Here is a 16,910-nt window from a genome sequence, read left to right on the forward strand (position 1 = left end):
CCGCCAGCTACCGCCCCAGGTCCCCCGAGACGATGTATTCCTTCGCGGTGTTGACCGCGGTGGCCGCCTCGCCGGAGCCGGCGGTGATGAGGAGCACCTTCCCGGGATACGTCACGATGTCGCCCGCAGCGTACACGCCGGGGAGGTTGGTGGACATGTCGGAGGCCACGGCGATGCCGCTGCCGACGATGTTGAGCCCCCAATCCCGGAAGGGCTCCATGTTCGTGAGCATCCCGATCGACAGGACGATCGCCTCCACCTCGATCGTCTCCTCGAGGCCGCTGCGCTCGTTCCAGATGACCGCGCCGGCCACGCGGTCCTCGCCCAGGACCGCCTTCAGGGTGTAATAGGGGAACTTCACGCGCACCTTCGATGAGAGCAGGCGGTGCACCATCGCCTCGTGGGCCTGCCAGCGGTACATCCGGTGGCAGAGCGTCACCTCGGAGGCGATGCCGTCCAGCGAGAGGGCCCAGTCCACCGCGCTGTTCCCGCCGCCCACCACCAGCACCTTCTTTCCCCGGAGCGGCTCGAAGGAGCCGAGGTAGTAGTAGATTCCGTGCCCCTCGAAATCGATCAGGTTGGGGATGTCCAGCTTCCTCGGGACGAAGGCGCCGCAGCCCGCGGCGATGATGGCGGTCTGGGTGTAGTGGGTCCCCGCGGTCGTCGTGAGCTCGATGATGCGCTCGCCCAGGATCCGCAGGCCGATCATCCGCTCGTTGAGCGCGAGCGTGGGGTTGTACTGCATCGCCTGCGCGGCGAGTTCCTTCACGAGGTCCGCGGCGACGATCCGGCGGTGGCCCGCCACGTCGAAGATCACCTTTTCCGGGTACATCGAGATCAGCCGGCCGCCGACCTGGGGATAGGTCTCGATCAGCTTAGTCCGGCACTCCCGCAAGCCCGCGTAGTACGTCGCGTACAGCCCAACGGGGCCGGCTCCGACGACCGTGATGTCGTACAAATCGCTTTGTCGGACCATGGCAGGTCCCGACAATCATACCAGAAATCGCGGGAGTAGCGGGACCGGGGGAAATATCGGCGGGCGTATGGTATAAGTGTCTGGTTCACCGACAGGACGATCCGGAGCGTTGGCGATGGAGTACAAGCACCTGCCGAAGGCATGGAAGCGCGGGACCGACTTCCTCGGGACCCGCCACGCGATCCTTTGCGGGGCCATGACCTGGGTGTCCGAGGCCGGCCTCGTTGCGGCCATTTCCAACGCGGGCGGGTTCGGCGTCCTCGCCGGGGGAAACATGCCCCCGGACCTCCTCGCCCGGGAGATCGCCTCCGCCCGGGAAAAAACGGAAAAACCGTTCGGCGTCAACCTGATAACGGTCGCCCCGATGTTCCGGGAGCACATCGGGGTGGTCGTCCGCGAGCGGTGTCCGTTCGTCTTCTTCGCGGGGACCATCCCGTCGGGGAGGGACATCGCCGAGGTGAAGGACGCCGGGTCGAAGGTCATCTGCTTCGCGCCGATCCTGCCGCTGGCGAAACGGCTGATCAAGCAGGGGACCGACGCCCTGGTGATCGAGGGGAACGAGGCGGGAGGGCACATCGGGCCCGTGGCGACCTCGGTTCTTGCGCAGGAATTCCTCCTGAACATAAAGGAAGTCCCCATCTTCGTCGCGGGGGGGATCGGCACCGGCGAGATGATCGCGCAGTATCTCGCCCTGGGCGCCTCGGGAGTCCAGCTCGGGACGCGGTTCGTCGCCGCCGAGGAGTGCGTCGCCCACCCCCGCTTCAAGGAAGCGTTCGTCAAGGCGGCCGCGCGGGACGCCATGCCCACCTCGCAGTTCGATCCCGTCCTCCCCACGATTCCCGTCCGGGCGATCGTCAACGAGGGAACGCGGGATTTCAACCGCCTGCAGCTCGAGCTGCTGACGCGGCTTAAGGGGGGGGAGATCTCCCGGGAAGAGGCCATGGCGCGGCTGGAGGAGTTCTGGATCGGCGCGCTGCGGCGCGCGGTGGTGGAGGGGGACGTGGAGCACGGATCGCTGATGGCGGGGCAGAGCGTGGCCTTCGTCCGGAAGATCCAGCCGGTCCGCGAGATCATCGACGAGCTGGTGGCCGGGGCGGAATGCGCCTTGGCGCGTCTGGCGGGGGAGGCATAATGTTCCGGATCATTCCGAGGGATGAAGAGTTCTTCTCGCTCTTCATAAAGGCGTCGGAGAACATCGTGGAGGGGGCGGAGCGGCTCAAGGAGCTCCTCGACAATTTCGACGACCTGCAGGAGCGCGCGCGGAAGATCGAGGAGGTGGAGCACAAGGGGGACGCCATCACCCACGACATCGTCCGCAAGCTCAACACCACGTTCATCACCCCCATCGACCGGGAGGACATCCTCGCGCTGGCCTCCTCCATCGACGACGTGATCGACCTGATCCACGGCGCCGCCACCCGGCTCAACGTCTACAAGATCTCCGCGACCACGCCGTACGCCAAGGAGATGGGATACCTGATCCTGAAGGCCGTGCAGGAGCTCCACAAGGGGATCGGCCACCTTCCCCTCGCGAAGGGAAGGGAGCGCGTCTACGAGCATTGCGTGGAGGTGAACTCCATCGAGAACGAGGCGGACCGGGTCTGCCGCGACGCCATCGCCCACCTGTTCGAGCACCAGGACGACCCCATCGCCATCATCAAGTGGAAGGAGATCTACGAGACGCTCGAGCTCGCGACGGACCGGTGCGAGGACGCGGCGAACGTCCTGGAGAGCGTGGCGCTGAAGAATGGCTGACACCCCGGAAATCCTGCTGGGGCTGGTGATCCTCTCCGCCCTGGCCTTCGACTTCATCAACGGCTTCCACGACACGGCGAACGCCATCGCCACGTGCATCTCCACGCGCGCCCTCTCCATCCGGGCTGCGATCGTCATGGCGGCGGGGCTGAACTTCGTCGGCGCGCTGATCTCGACGCACGTCGCGACGACCATCGGGAAGGGGATCGTGGACCCGGCCTACGTCTCGCAGATCATCGTCCTTGCGGCGCTGGCCGGCGCGATCTTCTGGGACCTCCTCACCTGGCATTACGGCATCCCCTCCTCCTCCTCCCACGCGATCATCGGGGGGCTCATCGGCGCGGTGGTCGCGGCGCGGGGGATCGACCCGCTCCAGTGGACGGGGATCACCAAGATCCTGATCGCCATCGTGGTATCGCCGGTGACCGGGACGATCGCGGCGTACCTGCTCATGGTCGGCATCTACTGGATCTTCCGCAACTGGCACCCCTCTCCGCTGAACCGGGGCTTCCGGCACCTCCAGATCTTCTCGGCCGCGTTCATGGCGTTCTCGCACGGCTCCAACGACGCCCAGAAATCGATGGGGATCGTCGCGCTGGCGCTGTTCACCTACGGCTCCCTCGAGACCTTCCGCATCCCGGCCTGGGTCATGCTCGCCTGCGCGGGGGCGATGGCGGCGGGCACGGCGATGGGAGGGTGGCGCATCATCAAGACGGTGGGGCGCGATTTCGTGGAGCTGCAGCCGGTCCACGGCTTCTGCGCGGAGACCTCCTCCGCGGGCGTCATCCTGGCGGCGACCGGCATGGGGATCCCCATCAGCACGACCCACGTCATCACTTCCGCGATCCTCGGGACCGGGCTGTCCCAGGGGCGCGGGAAGGTGAACTGGGGCGTCGGGATCCGGATCGTGTGGGCGTGGGTCCTGACGATCCCGGCCTCGGCGGCGGCGGGCTACCTTTCGTACCGCCTGCTGTACCCCTTCCTCGTCAAGCTGTGAGCGCGGATCGCCGGGCCCTTCTCCTCTGCTTCCACAACCACCAGCCGGTGGGGAACTTCGATTCCGTCCTCGAAAACGCGACGCGCGACGCGTACCGCCCCTTCCTCGAGCTCCTGGCGGAGTTCCCGTCGATCCGGGTGACGATCCACTTCTCCGGCGGGCTGCTCCTGTGGATCGAGGAGCGCGCTCCGGAGACGTTCTCGCTCCTGCGCGACCTCGTCCTCCGCGGACAGGTCGAGCTGCTGGGCGGGGGGATGTACGAGCCGGTGCTGGCGCTGCTGCCCGAGCGGGACCGGCTGGGGCAGCTCCGGGAGCTCTCTTCCGCCCTGGAGGGACGGTTCGGCAGGGCGCCGGAAGGGGTGTGGCTGGCGGAGCGGGTGTGGGAGCCCGACCTGCCGCGGACCCTCTCGGCGGCGGGCGTGAAATACCTCCCGCTCGACGACTACCATTTCCAGCGGGCGGGGCTGTCTTCGGAGGAGCTCGACGGCGTCTGGCTCACGGAATTCAACGGGGCGGCGGTCCGCGTCTTCCCTGGGAGCGAGCGGCTCCGATACCTCATCCCGTTCGGGAGCGTGGAGGAGGCGCTGTCCGAGATCGAGCGGATGACCTCCCGCGACGTCCCGTTCCCCGCGGCGGTCTTCGCCGACGACGGGGAAAAGTTCGGCGTCTGGCCCGGAACGCGCAGGCACGTTTACGAAAACGGGTGGCTGCGGCGCTTCTTCGAAGGGATCGCCGCCCGCGCGGACCGGCTCGTCCCGATGACGCTCGGGGAGTACGTCGCCGAAGCGAAGGTCCGGGGCACGGTCTACATACCCGCCTGCTCCTACATCGAGATGGGAGAGTGGACGCTTCCGGCGGAGCGGGCCGCGCTGTTCGGCGCGCTGCTGCACGATTTCCGCTCGGGCCGCATGGGGGAGATCAAGCCGTTCGTCCAGGGGGGATATTACCGGAACTTCCTCCGGAAATACGAAGAGGCGAACCAGCTTCACAAGCGGATGCTCCTCGTCAGCGAAAGGGTCGAGGCGGCGGAGCGGACGAATCCGGCGCGGGCGCGCGCGGCGCGCGATTTCCTGTACCGGGCCCAGAGCAACGACGTCTACTGGCACGGCGTCTTCGGAGGCCTCTACCTGAACCACCTTCGCGAGGCCGCGTGGTCGAACCTGCTCCGGGCGGAGGGGCTGGCGGACGCGGCGCTGCACGGGTCGAAGGCGGGATGGGCCGAGGTCCGGGAAGGCGACCTCGACTGCGACGGCGGAACGGAGCTGCTGCTGAAGACCGGGGGGATGACCCTTCTCTCCCACGGCCACGACGGGGGGGCGCTCACGGAGATCTCCCTGCCGACGCGGGGGGTGGCGCTGGGGCACGTTCTGACCCGCAGGACGGAGGGATACCACGGGCGCTTCCTCCGCGCCGCCGGATCGTACGACGGCTCGACGAGCATCCACGACGCGTTGGTGCTGAAGGACCCCGCGGTCCTGCAGGCGCTGGGCGCCGATCCATGGCAGCGCGCCTCCTTCCGGGAGGCGTTCCACGGGGAGGAGGATTCTCCGGAGTCGATCCTCGCCGGCGCGGCGCCGCGCTGCGTGACGGCGGGGAAGGAAGCCGCCGTCGACTGCGCGCGCCGGGGTACGGGCATCCTTGCGAAGTTCGCGATCCCGCTGCGCGCGCCGGGGATCGAGCTTCTCCTGGAGAAGGCGCTGTTCCTGCGGGGGTGGGAGGAAGGATTCGTCGCGGCATTCCGGCTGCGCAACCTGGGGGAGGCGCCCGTGTCCGGGACGCTCTGCTCGGAGTGGAACCTGAACATGCTTTCCGGCGAAGGCGTGGAACGCTATTACGACGGACTGGGGGAGCCGCGGGGGCTTTCCTCCTCCGGGGCGACCGGCGGAGTCCGCGACTTCCGGGTCGTGGACGGCTGGCGCAACGTGGCCGCGCGGGCCGTTCTCGACAGGGAATGCGCGGTGATCCGGCGCCCGTTGGAAACCGCGTCTCTTTCCGAAGCGGGCGCCGAAAAGATCCACCAAGGCGTGTGCCTGAAGGTTTTATTCCCCGTTTCCCTCCTCCCGAATAAATCTGATTCATATTCAGTCCGGTGGATGTTTTATTCCGTTGCATAAGCGTTCCCGAACCGGTATGTTAAGCGCCAATAACCATATGCGGGGGCGCGAAACGCCTTGCCAAGGAGGGTGCGCATGAAGTGGTGGAAACCGGTTTCACTGTCGGTGGCGCTGATGCTGGCGGCGGGCACCTCGTTCGCCGCGGGATTCCGTCTGCCGGAAGCGGGCGTAAAGGCGATGGGCATGGGATTCGCCTTCACCGCGCAGGCGGACGACCCGTCCGCGATCTACTTCAATCCGGCGGGCCTCATGCAGCTCGAAGGGAAGAACGTGATGGTGGGGGCGACCTACGTCCATGAAAACGGCGGGGAGTTCACCGGGTCCACGCCGCTGACGGGGGCCACTCCGGGTGTGCCGGGACTCACGGTCTCGGAGACGCAGAAGACGCTGCACTTCATGATCCCCAACGCCTATTTCACCAGCACGAACAAGAAGCGCGGCATCGCCTACGGCGTCGGCATCTTCGCCCCGTTCGGGCTGGGGCAGGAATACAAGGACGCCTTCGGCAGCATCTTCCGCAACCAGGTCACCAAGATCGACCTGCAGACGATCGTGATCAACCCGACGTTCGCATTCGAGGTCGACGAGATGCTGTCGATCGGATTCGGGATCGACTACATGTACGGGATGGCGACGCTGGGGAAGACGCCGGTGAGTACGGCGCTCGGGGGGAACCTGTACAACCTGGAACTGGAAGGGAGCGGCGACGCGTGGGGCTATAACTTCGGCGTGCTGATCAAGCCCACGAAGAACGTGCGGATCGGGGCGAGCTACCGCAGCTCGTTCGATCTCAATGTCAAGGACGGCGACGTGAACCTGAACAGCATCAACACGACGGGCGTCGCCGCGCTCGGCGGTGCGTCCGTGTCGCAGGCGTTCTTCGGCGGCGGCACGACCTTCGCCACGAAGGGGGACGCCCTCATCAAGATGCCGGCGACCTTCGCGCTCGGCGTGGCGTACACGATGGACCGGTGGACGTTCGAGGCGGACGCGGACTGGACTTTCTGGAGCTCGTTCAAGAGCCTTCCGATCACCATCCGGGACCAGAGGCCGCCGGTCCTTGTCAGCACCAACTCCGACAAGCAATGGCGGGATGTCTGCGCGATCCGGCTCGGCGCCGAGTATCGGGTCACCGACCCGCTTGCGCTTCGCGCGGGCTTCGTTTACGACCCGACGCCGGTGCCGGCGGAGACGCTGGGGCCGGAGCTGCCCGACGCGACCCGGCTGAACTACATGGTGGGGGCGGGGTACAAGATCGGCCCGTGGACGATCGACACGGCGCTCATGTACATCGACAAGAAGGAGCGGACGATATCGAACGTCCGGCCGGAGGGTACGAACCTCATCGGGCAGAACGGCACCTGGGAAGGGAAGGCCTGGCTGGCGGGGCTGGACGTCGGCTACAAGTTCTAGGGGAAAAGAACCCGTTCCGGCGGGCAGGCGAAACGGGCGGGGCGCCCTCCGACGGGGGCGCCCCGTTACGTTTTTTCAGAGGGCGGCCAGCTCCGTCTCGAACATCTGGACATGGCTGTTCTCGAAGGTGATCAGGAAGTCGAACACCTTCCGGATGTCCGGATGGCTGAGCTTCGCGGCGGCGTTGCTGTAAAGCTCGATCGCTTCCTTCTCCAGCGACAGCCCCATCTCGAGCACTTCCCGCTTCGAGGAGAGCTTCCCGATCCTGGCGAGGAGCTCCTTGTGGGTGTCCTGGACCAGCTCGTCGATGTCCGGCAGCCCCGGCTTGTTCATGATGTCCTTGTACGGGGCCCACATCTCGGACCGGACGTGGCGGTCGTAGACGTCCTCCAGCGACAGGAAGTGGCTCTTCTCCTCGCCGGCGATCTTCAGGATCGTCTCCCGCAGCTTCGCGTCCGACAACAGGACCGCCGCCCGCTTGTAGAAGACGTAGGCGGCGAGCTCGCCCGAGATCCCCAGGTTCAGGTACTTCAGCGCTTCATCGGTGAATTGCATGGATGATGCCCTCCGGATGTTATGGATCTTTTCTATCACACTCCGCCGAACCCGGCCATGGCCTTCAGTCTTTGGATGCGCAGCTCCGTGGGGGGGTGGGTCGACATGAGCGCCGAGGCGCCGGGCCCGAATTCCTTCAACGGGTTGACGATGAACAGGTGCTGCGTCCCCCGGTTCTCGCCCGGCACCTGCGCCCCCCCCGCGGCGATCTTCGACAGGGCGGAGGCCAGCCCGAGAGGGTTGCGCGTGAAGCCCGCGGCGGCGGCGTCGGCGTGGTACTCCCGCTGCCTCGAGATGCTCATCTGGAGGATCTTCGCGGCCAGCGGCGCCAGGAGGGCGAGGAGGATCCCCAGGACGATGTAAGCGGCGTTTGCGCGCCCCCCGCCCCGCCTTCCGCCGAACGAGCGTCCCCGGTGCGCGAAGAAGGTCCCGCGCAGGAACATGTCGGCCAGCAGGGCGATGGAGCCGACGAGAACGGCCGCGCAGACGTTGTAGAGCGTGTCCCTGCTCTTGACGTGCGCCAGCTCGTGGGCGATCACTCCCTGCAGCTCTTCGCGGTTGAGCCCGTCGAGGAGCCCCTGGGTGACCGCAACGCTCGCCTCCTCGGGCCTGCGCCCCGCGGCGAAGGCGTTCATCCCGGCGGACGGCATCACGTAGACCTTCGGCATCGGGACGCCCGCGGCGATCCGCATCTCCTCGACGACGTTGAGGAGCTGGCGGTGCCGCTCGGGGTCGGCCTTCGCGGCGTCGTGGAGCGACAGGACGATGCTCGATCCGTTGAAGTACGCGGCTCCGCCGAGGATGACGCACAGGACGGCGGAGAGGGCGATTCCGTTGCCGACGTCGCCGTAGGCCCCTCCGATGACGGTCCCGAGGAGGAAGAAGACGCCGACGAGCAGCGCGAAGAGCAGCGCCGACATCCGCACGTTGTGCCGCTGGGCGTCGGGAAACAGGAGCATCGGGGCGGCCTTGAAGACCGGCGCGGCGTTCCCGCTCCCGCCGGTTTCCCCGGCGAAAGCCTGCACGCCCGGCCCGGGCGTCCCGGCCCCGAAAGGCGCCTGGCACAGGTAGCAGTAATCCGCCCCCCGCGGATTGACCGTGCCGCACTTTCCGCAGGTCTTTTCCGGCGCCGCCATTCGTTCCGCCGGTGGTTATCTCAGGTCGGCCTTGGGGACGGCCCGGTCCGACTCCGGCGCCTCGAAATATGTCTCCGTCGTGAAGTTGAAGAGGGATGCGACGAGGTTGCTGGGGATCGCCTGGATCGTGTTGTTGTACGCCATCACGGAATCGTTGAAGAACTGCCGGGCGAAGGAGATCTTGTTCTCGGTGCCCGTCAGCTCTTCCTGAAGCGCGGCGACGTTCTGGTTCGCCTTCAGGTCTGGATAGTTCTCCACGACGGCGAAGAGGCTCTTGAGCGACTCGGTGAGGACGTTCTCCGCCTTCGCCTGGGCCGCCGTTCCCTTCGCGGCGATCGCCGCGCCGCGCGCCTCGATGACCTTCGTCAGCGTCTCCTGCTCGAAGGACATGTAATCCTTGACGACCTCGACGAGGTTGGGGATAAGGTCGTAGCGCCGCTTGAGCTGGACGTCGATCTGGTGCCAGGCGTTCTTCACCTGGTTGCGCATGCGCACGAGCTTGTTGTAGGCGGCCACGAACCAGGCGACCACGATGACGATCAGGGCGAGCGGGATGTAGGCCATCGATGCCCTCCGTTCGGGGAATGGCGTGATTTACTTTGCGAATCGCTATCTTCCGCACAGTTTCCAACGGATGTATCATGGATGTCAAACGAAAAGGGAAGAAGGGGAAATCCGATCGAAACGCCACGAGACAGGAAGCCGAAGGTCGTCCGCCGGGGGCCCGGCGAAGTGAAGCCGCCTCCCCTGTCGGAGGGGAAGCGGGGGAAATTCCGTCCCCGCCGGCCGGAGCCCCGGAGCGCCCCCCCGGCGGCTCCCGCGGAAACGCCGCGGCCGAAGAAGTCCCGGAACGGGCCGCGCCGCGAGCCCGCCGGGTCGCGCCTCCCCGCGCCGGGAGCCGCCCGCCCCGATTTCCCGGAGCTGCTGGCGCCCGCGGGTTTTCCCGAGGCATACTTCGCCGCCGTGGACGCCGGCGCGGACGCGGTCTACCTCGGATTGGGGAAATTCAACGCGCGCGCCCGGGCGGAAAACTTCCAGATCTCCGACCTGTGCCGGATCCTTCCCCACGCCAAGGCCCGCGGGGTCCGGATCTACGTGGCGATCAACTCGCTCCTCACGGAAGCCGATCTCCCGGAGGCGATCTCGCTGATCCACCAGGTCGCGCCGCTTTCGCCGGACGCGGTGATCGCGGCCGACTTCGGGCTGATCCGGATCCTGCGGGAATACTTCCCGGAGATCCCGGTCCACGTCAGCACGCAGGCCGGCTGCGCCTCCGCGGAGAGCGCCGAGGAGTTCGCACGGATGGGGGCCTCCCGGGTCATCCTCGAGCGGCACCTGCGGATCGGGGAGGTCGCGCGGATCGCCGCGCGCTCGCCCATCGGCGTGGAGATCTTCGCGCACGGCTCGCTGTGCTACTCCTGGTCGGGAAAATGCTTCTTCTCGTCCTACCTTGGGGGGAAGAGCGGGAATCGCGGCGCGTGCGTCCAGCCGTGCCGTCGCCTGTACGGGACGGGCGGCGGGGAGGGCGAAGCGATCTTCTCCACCGGCGACCTGTCGCTCCTCCCGCGCCTTCCGGAGATCGTGCCGCTGGGCGTCGCCGCCCTCAAGATCGAGGGGCGGATGCGGGGGGCGGAGTATGTGTACGGCGTGGTGTCTGCGTATCGCGCCGCGCTCGACGCGATCCGCGCGGGGAGGCCCGCGGAGGGCGTCGAGGAGGGGATGCGGATCCTGTCCGGGGTCGTCGGCCGGGAGCCGACCTCCGGGCTGACCGGCGGGGCCGCCCCGGGCGAGGTGGCTACGGGCGGCGGCTCCGGGAACGTGGGCGACGCCATGGGCGCGGTCGAACGGATCGAGGACGGGTGGGCCTTCGTGCCCGGTGCGGCGCCGGTCGACCCCGGAGACCGCCTGCGCGTCCAGTTCCAGGAGGACGGCTCGGGGCGGGGCTTCTCCGCGTCGGCGCCCGACATGCGCGCGGCGGAAGGGGGGCTCTTCCTGAAGATCCCGTTCTCCGTTTCGCCGGGCGACCTCCTGTTCCGGACGGCCGCCGCCGGCCGCGCGGAGTTCACGCGGCGCGCCCGCCGGGAGATGGAGGCGATCCGGCCGGACGGCGCGCGCTTCTCCGTCGCGGTCTCTCCCGGGGCGGTGCTGGTGCGTGCGTCTTACGGCAGCGTGTCGCGGGAGTATCCGTACCGCGTCTCAGGCCCCGCGGGCGCCCCGGCGGGATCGCCGCCGAAGGACGGGGATCGGCAGCTTGCCGCGGCGTACCGGGGGGATCTCCCGCTGGCGGAGGTGCGGCTGGAATACCGCGGGGGGCCCTGCGCCTGGGGCGACGTCAAGTCGCTTTTCCTCCAGGCGGCCCGGCACTTCGACAAGGAGTTCCACCTCGCCGGGAAGCGGCTCCGGCTGGAGATCCTTCCGACGCTGCGCGTCTCCGGCGCCCGGCCGGAAGGGCCCGGCACGGTGATCTTCGCCGGCATCCGCGCGGAGCAGCTTCCCCTCCTGCCGAAGACCCCGGGGATCGTCCCCGTCGTGGAGATGACCAAGGCGCTGCTGCGCGATCCGTCGCCGTTGATCCGGCACGCGAGGGCGGGCGCCTACTTCCGCCTCCCCGCGCCGCTGCTCGAATCGGAGGCCTCCTTCCTGCGCCGGACCGTCACGGAGGCCGTGGGGAAGGGGCTGACGCGCTGGGTCCTTCCGGACGCGGGACACTTCCGCTTCTTCGCCCCGTCGCCTCTCCGGCGCCAGGTGGTCCTCGTCAGCGACCATTACCTCTATGCCTTCAACATGGCGGCCCTCTCCGCCCTTTCTCGCATGGGCGCGGCCCGGATGATCCTCCCGGTGGAAGCGCCGCTTTCGGCGCTGCGGGACATCGGAAAGTTCCTCTACGGGCTGGGGATCGCGGTGGTCTACGGCCGAGTGCCGCTGATGCTCTCGCGGCTGCTCCCCGCGAAGGGGGTGCGGGGCGGGGAGGTGGTGAGTCCCCGGGGCGAGCGGTTCGGCGTGGACACCGACGAACACGGGTCGGCGGTCCTCCCCGCGGAGCCGTTCTCCCTTTCCGGGTCGCTCCACGAGCTGCGCGCGGCGGGGATCCGCGACTTCTTCGCGGACCTGAAGGGGCTTTCCGCGGAGGAGCTGTCCGCGGTCCTTTCCGCCCTGATGGAGGACCGGGCGATCCCGGGCGCCTCCACATTCAATCTCTTCCGGGGGAACTTCTGACGTGGCTGCCGTCGACCGCCTCAGGAACATAGGGATCATCGCGCACATCGACGCAGGGAAGACCACCTTCAGCGAGCGGCTGCTCTTTTACTCCGGCGTCACGCACCGGATGGGGGAGGTGCACGACGGCGACACCCAGATGGACTACCTCCCGCAGGAGCGGGAACGCGGGATCACCATCACCTCCGCCGTGACGCAGTTCGCGTGGCAGGGATCGGAGATCCACCTGATCGACACCCCCGGGCACGTGGACTTCACCATCGAGGTGGAGCGGTCGCTGCGCGTCCTCGACGGCGCGGTCGTCGTCTTCTGCGGGGTGGGGGGGGTGGAGCCGCAGTCCGAGGTCGTCTGGCGCCAGGCGAACCGCCACAAGGTCCCACGGATCGCGTTCGTCAACAAGCTCGACCGCCCGGGGGCGGACTACGACCGGGTGATCGCCGACATGGCGCGGAAGCTGGACGCCCGGGGGATCCCCGTGACGGTCCCGCTGTTCGAGGAGGGGACGTTCGCGGCCGTGGCCGACCTGATGTCGATGGAGCGCGTGTCCTTCTCCGCGCAGGACCAGGGGGCGACGGTGCATCGGCAACCGCTTTCGCCCGGAGAGGCGAACGCCCTGTCGAAATACCGCGAGGCGCTGCTGGAGGCGGCGGCCGACGGGGACGACGCGGCGGCGGAGAAGTACCTCGCGGGGGAGGAGGTCCCGTTGCCGCTGCTGCGCTCCGGGATCCGGAAAGGGACGCTGGCCGGCCGGATCTTCCCGGTCTACGCCGGATCGGCGCTGCGGAACCGGGGGGTCCAGCCGGCGATGGACGGGATCGTCCATTTCCTCCCGTCGCCCGCCGAGGTCCCCCCAGCGCGGGGCGACGATCCCCGGTCCGGCGTGCCCGCGATGCGCGAGCCGCTGCCGTCGGCGCCGTTCTCCGCGCTGGTGTTCAAGGTGATGCAGGAGGAGGGGCGGCGGACGGTCTACCTGCGCGTCTATTCCGGGAAGGCGGCCGAGGGGGCGGCGTTCCTCAACGCGGCCACCGGCGAGAAGGAGAAGGCGGCGCGCCTTTTCCGGATGCACGGGGGGAAGAAGGAACCGGTCGACGAGATCCGCGCGGGCGACATCGTCGGGGCGCGGGGGATCAAGAAGGCGAAGACGGGAGACACGCTGTGCGATCCGGCGGCGCCGATCCTCTACGAGCCGATCGAGTTCCGCAAGCCCGTCGTTTCGGTGGTCGTCGAGCCGAAGACCGTCCGGGAGATGGACCGGCTGAAGGAGATCCTGGGCGCGATGACGGACGAGGATCCGACGCTGACGTTCCGCGAGGACGCCGACACGGGGCAGATCCTCCTATCGGGGATGGGGGAGCTCCACCTGGAGGTCGTCCTCGACCGGATGGCGCGGGAATTCGGGTTGACGGTCCGCAAGGGGAACCCCGAGGTCGTCTACCGGGAAACGGTGACCGCGGCCGGGAGCGCGGAGAGCGTGTTCGAGCGGGAGATCGCCGAACGGATGGTGAAGGTGGTCACCACGGTCTCCGTCCAGCCGGCCCCGCGGGGCTCCGGGGTGCGGATCCTCGACGGCTACCGGATGCTGGGCTTCTCGCAGGACGTGAGCGACGGGATGGAGATGGGGCTGCGCGAGGGCGCGTTCTTCGGCTCCTTGGGCTACCCGGTGGACGACGTGGCGGTGGATCTCACCGGAATGGCCTTCCACTCGGGCGTCCCCTCGCAGATGGTCGCGAAGGTCGCGGCCGCGAAGGCGTTCCAGGAGGCGTACGAGAAGGGGAAGCCGTACCTGCTGGAGCCGGTGATGGAGGTGGAGATCTCCGTCCCGGAAGAGTTCCTCGGAGGGGTCATCGGCGACGTGAACGCCCGCCGCGGGAGGGTCACCTCGGTGGACCGCCGCCTGGACGCGTCGCTGCTGTCGGCGATGGTCCCGCTGAAGGAGATGTTCGGTTACGTGACGGCGCTCCGGTCGCTCTCGCAGGGGCGGGGGAACTACACGATGAAGTTCTCGCACTACGACCGTGCGTAGACCCCCTCCGAGAACGTCGCCGCCCCGCGGAGGATCATCTCTTCGAGGTGCTTCGACAGGAGCGACCACTCGGCGTAGTCGAGCCACCACCAGTCGTTCCCGGAGCCGCAGACCAGCCGCCGGGAGATGATCTCCGCGCGCGTCCTCGGCTCCCGGAGGAACTCGCGCAGCGCCTCCTCCCTGCGGTCGATCGCCGCCAGGTACGCCTCGACCTTCTCCGCGATCGGGCCGCGGTGGACGGGCCCCTCGTGCGAGACCACGCACCGGTCCGCCCCGACCGCCGCCAGGCGGCGCGCCGAGCGGCGGAACTCCTCGATGCCGCAGGACGCGTCGCCGTACCACGGTCCGAAATCCGCAAGGTCGTAATCGCCGAGGAACAGGATCCCCTCTTCGGGGAAATGGAGGCACAGGTGCCCCGGCGTGTGGCCGGGAGCGACCACGGCGACCGCCCGCGTCTTCCCGAAGAGGATCTCCTCGCCGTCGTTCACCCGGCGGGAGACCTTCCGGGGGGCGAAGCGGAACTTCTCCCCGATCAGCTTCCGGTAGGGCGCCTCCCATTCCGTCCCCGCGGCGGCTTCGAAGGCGAGCAGAGTGTCGGCCGATTCGAAGGCCGGCGCGTCCGCCGCCGATGCCCACACCTCCGCATCGGGAAGTCCCGACAGGTGCGTGAAGTGGTCCTCGTGATAGTGCGTCATCACGACCGCGGCGATTCCGTCCTCCCTGCGCAGCCGGTCGATCTCCTCCGCGTCCGACCCGGCGTCGACCAGGAAACCGCCCCCGTCCCGGATGTAGAGGGAATGGGAGAACGGGTATCGGCCGTTCTTCCCTCCCTCCACGATCCATATCCTGTCCGCGAGCCGGATCACGCGGGCGGCTCCCCGCCGGGCGCCTCCGGGCCCGGGCCCGCCGACGGCGGATGCAGCAGGTCCTCCTTGCGGCGGATCGCGCGCACCGTGCGGCAGCCCAGGAGCAGCGCGAAGAGCCAGCAGGCGGCGCAGACCAGGACCGATCCCGCGGCGGACCTGGCCAGCGCCCCGTAGTACGTCTCCCAGGAGAGGTATTTCGCGGCGGCCGAGAGGCCGTATCCGCCGACGGCGGCAGCGAGCGCCGCGGCGAGCGCCATCTTCCCGAATTCGGCCAGCTCCGACAGCCCGCGCTTCCCCACCGTCCGGCGCATGAGGATGCCGTAGAGCGCGCCGGCGTACAGGAAGATCCCCACCGTGCTCGCTAAGGCGAGGCCGAACACGCCGTGCGTCTGCTGCAGGAAGTAGTACGCCGGGAGAGCGGCGAGCCACGACGCCGTCCCGACCAGGGTGGGGGTCCAGGTGTCCTTCATCGCGAAAAAGCCCCGGGACACGATCGCCTGCGAGCACCAGAGGGGGATGCCGATGGCGAAGGCGGAGAGCGCCTGGGCGGTGCGGATCGTGTCGTCGATCCGGAACGCGCCGCGCTGGTAGACGAGCAGGACCGCCTCGCGCGACAGGACGAAGATCGTCGCGGCCGCGGCGGCGGAAACGAGGAACACCCACCGCAGCGTGAGCGACAGCGACTCCCACAGCTTGTCCAGCTTCCCCCTTGCGGCGAGCTCCGCGAGGAACGGGTACGAGGCCACCCCCGACGCCTGGCCCAGGATGCCGACGGGCACCATCAGGAGGCGGCGCGCGTTGTTCAGCCAGGTGATCGCCCCCACGAGCAGGAACGAGCCGAAGACCCGCAGCGTCCACTCGTCCACCACGACGAGGGAAAACCCGAGCATGATGGGAACGGAAAGGAGGAAGAACTCCCGGAGGGACGGATCGGCGAAGTCGATCCGGGGACGGTAGGCGAACGTCCCGCGGCGCGCTCCGTAAAGCTGCAGGGCGAAGTTCCCCAGGAAGGCGCCCCCGACGACCCCCCACGCGAACCCCTCCATCCCGCGCTCCCTGCCGGCCAGCAGCCCGCCGGCGATGATCCCCGTGTTGTAGACCAGAGGGGCGAGCGCCGGGAGAAGGAACTGCTTCCGCGCGAACTGGACGGCCATCAGCAGCCCGCCGAGATAGAAGAAGATCTGGGCCGGCAGGACGATCCGCGTGAGCCCCGCGGCCGTCGCGACCTGGGCAGGGGAGAATCCGGGCGCGATCAGCGGGATGATCCGGTCCGCCATGAACTCCCCGAGGACGATGAAGAAGACCATCGCGATCCCCATCGTCGTGGCGATGGTGGAGAACGCGCGGAATCCCTCCTCCTCCTTTCCTTCCGCAAGGAACCGGGAGAAGATCGGGATGAAGGTGATGGAGAGCCCGCCTCCCGCCAGGATGTGGTTCAGGAAATCGGGGATCGTGAACGCCGCGAAGTACGCGTCCGTGTCGGGAGTGGCCCCGTGCTGGTACGCGATCACGGCGTCCCGCGCGTACCCCAAGATCCGGGAGAGGAGCACCGACGCCATCATCACCGCCGCGGCGCGCCCCATCCTGCGGGTTTCGGTTTCGGACATGGTTCCGACTATAATCGAAGGAAGCGGGAGGCTCCACTTCGATTTCATGACGGCGAATGTATTTATATCCGGCGCGGCTGATCGAATGCCGTTCCCGTTTCCCTTCTTGTCTTGACGGGCGGGGATCCCTGCAATAGATTGGTAATATCTTGTCTGTTCTGGATTTTCCTCTCAGTAATAGTTCTTGACCGCATTAACGTCATAAGTTAACCTATCCACCCATCTTTCAATGCAGACAACAGGAGAGGTCTA

At 68.0% G+C, this 16,910-nt stretch carries 13 protein-coding genes; 7 read left to right on the forward strand and 6 right to left on the reverse strand.

Features of this window, described 5'->3' with window-relative positions:
* Nucleotides 1-7: 7 nt before the first annotated feature.
* Complete coding sequence (locus tag AB1346_04210; GenBank protein MEW6719636.1) at nt 8-976, reverse strand: NAD(P)/FAD-dependent oxidoreductase; 969 nt, start codon at nt 974-976, stop codon at nt 8-10.
* A gap of 115 nt (nt 977-1,091) precedes the next feature.
* Between AB1346_04210 and AB1346_04215 the strand changes: the two genes are divergently transcribed.
* The 5 genes from AB1346_04215 (at nt 1,092) to AB1346_04235 (ending at nt 7,255) form a co-directional block, all read left to right on the forward strand.
* The gene (locus AB1346_04215) at nt 1,092-2,108 is read left to right on the forward strand and encodes a nitronate monooxygenase (GenBank protein MEW6719637.1); all 1,017 of its coding nucleotides are present in this window, start codon (nt 1,092-1,094) and stop codon (nt 2,106-2,108) included.
* Nucleotides 2,108-2,731: a DUF47 domain-containing protein gene (locus AB1346_04220; GenBank protein MEW6719638.1), complete on the forward strand. Its 624-nt coding sequence runs from the start codon at nt 2,108-2,110 to the stop codon at nt 2,729-2,731. The genes AB1346_04215 and AB1346_04220 overlap by 1 nt, the downstream gene beginning before the upstream one ends.
* Nucleotides 2,724-3,728: an inorganic phosphate transporter gene (locus AB1346_04225; GenBank protein MEW6719639.1), complete on the forward strand. Its 1,005-nt coding sequence runs from the start codon at nt 2,724-2,726 to the stop codon at nt 3,726-3,728. Before AB1346_04220 ends, AB1346_04225 begins: the two co-directional genes overlap by 8 nt.
* Nucleotides 3,725-5,842 carry an alpha-amylase/4-alpha-glucanotransferase domain-containing protein gene (locus AB1346_04230; protein MEW6719640.1) on the forward strand — a complete coding sequence of 706 codons (2,118 nt, stop codon included), beginning with the start codon at nt 3,725-3,727 and terminating at the stop codon, nt 5,840-5,842. Before AB1346_04225 ends, AB1346_04230 begins: the two co-directional genes overlap by 4 nt.
* Before the next feature lie 75 nt (nt 5,843-5,917).
* Nucleotides 5,918-7,255: an OmpP1/FadL family transporter gene (locus AB1346_04235; GenBank protein MEW6719641.1), complete on the forward strand. Its 1,338-nt coding sequence runs from the start codon at nt 5,918-5,920 to the stop codon at nt 7,253-7,255.
* Between the two features lie 75 nt (nt 7,256-7,330).
* Here AB1346_04235 and AB1346_04240 read toward each other — a convergent pair whose 3' ends face one another.
* From AB1346_04240 to AB1346_04250, 3 genes are read right to left on the reverse strand one after another with little or no spacing between them, the layout of a single operon-like run.
* A complete protein-coding gene (locus AB1346_04240) occupies nt 7,331-7,810 on the reverse strand; it encodes a ferritin family protein (protein ID MEW6719642.1) in 480 nt (159 codons plus the stop codon).
* A 35-nt stretch (nt 7,811-7,845) separates the two neighbouring features.
* The gene (locus AB1346_04245) at nt 7,846-8,946 is read right to left on the reverse strand and encodes a M48 family metalloprotease (protein ID MEW6719643.1); all 1,101 of its coding nucleotides are present in this window, start codon (nt 8,944-8,946) and stop codon (nt 7,846-7,848) included.
* A 15-nt stretch (nt 8,947-8,961) separates the two neighbouring features.
* Complete coding sequence (locus AB1346_04250; GenBank protein ID MEW6719644.1) at nt 8,962-9,510, reverse strand: LemA family protein; 549 nt, start codon at nt 9,508-9,510, stop codon at nt 8,962-8,964.
* Nucleotides 9,511-9,591: 81 nt separating this feature from the next.
* Between AB1346_04250 and AB1346_04255 the strand changes: the two genes are divergently transcribed.
* Both AB1346_04255 and fusA read left to right on the forward strand, forming a co-directional pair.
* A complete protein-coding gene (locus AB1346_04255) occupies nt 9,592-12,162 on the forward strand; it encodes a U32 family peptidase (GenBank protein MEW6719645.1) in 2,571 nt (856 codons plus the stop codon).
* A gap of 1 nt (nt 12,163) precedes the next feature.
* Nucleotides 12,164-14,185, forward strand: a complete 2,022-nt coding sequence (fusA, locus tag AB1346_04260; GenBank protein MEW6719646.1) for an elongation factor G — start codon at nt 12,164-12,166, stop codon at nt 14,183-14,185.
* On the opposite strand, the gene AB1346_04265 is transcribed toward fusA, so the two are convergent.
* Both AB1346_04265 and murJ read right to left on the reverse strand, forming a co-directional pair.
* Nucleotides 14,170-15,051: an MBL fold metallo-hydrolase gene (locus AB1346_04265; protein MEW6719647.1), complete on the reverse strand. Its 882-nt coding sequence runs from the start codon at nt 15,049-15,051 to the stop codon at nt 14,170-14,172. The two genes, fusA and AB1346_04265, sit on opposite strands and share 16 nt — an antisense overlap.
* A complete protein-coding gene (murJ, locus tag AB1346_04270) occupies nt 15,048-16,658 on the reverse strand; it encodes a murein biosynthesis integral membrane protein MurJ (protein ID MEW6719648.1) in 1,611 nt (536 codons plus the stop codon). Before murJ ends, AB1346_04265 begins: the two co-directional genes overlap by 4 nt.
* Between the last annotated feature and the right edge of the window lie 252 nt (nt 16,659-16,910).

The organism is Thermodesulfobacteriota bacterium, from assembly GCA_040758155.1.
GTDB lineage: Bacteria > Desulfobacterota > Deferrimicrobia > Deferrimicrobiales > Deferrimicrobiaceae > UBA2219.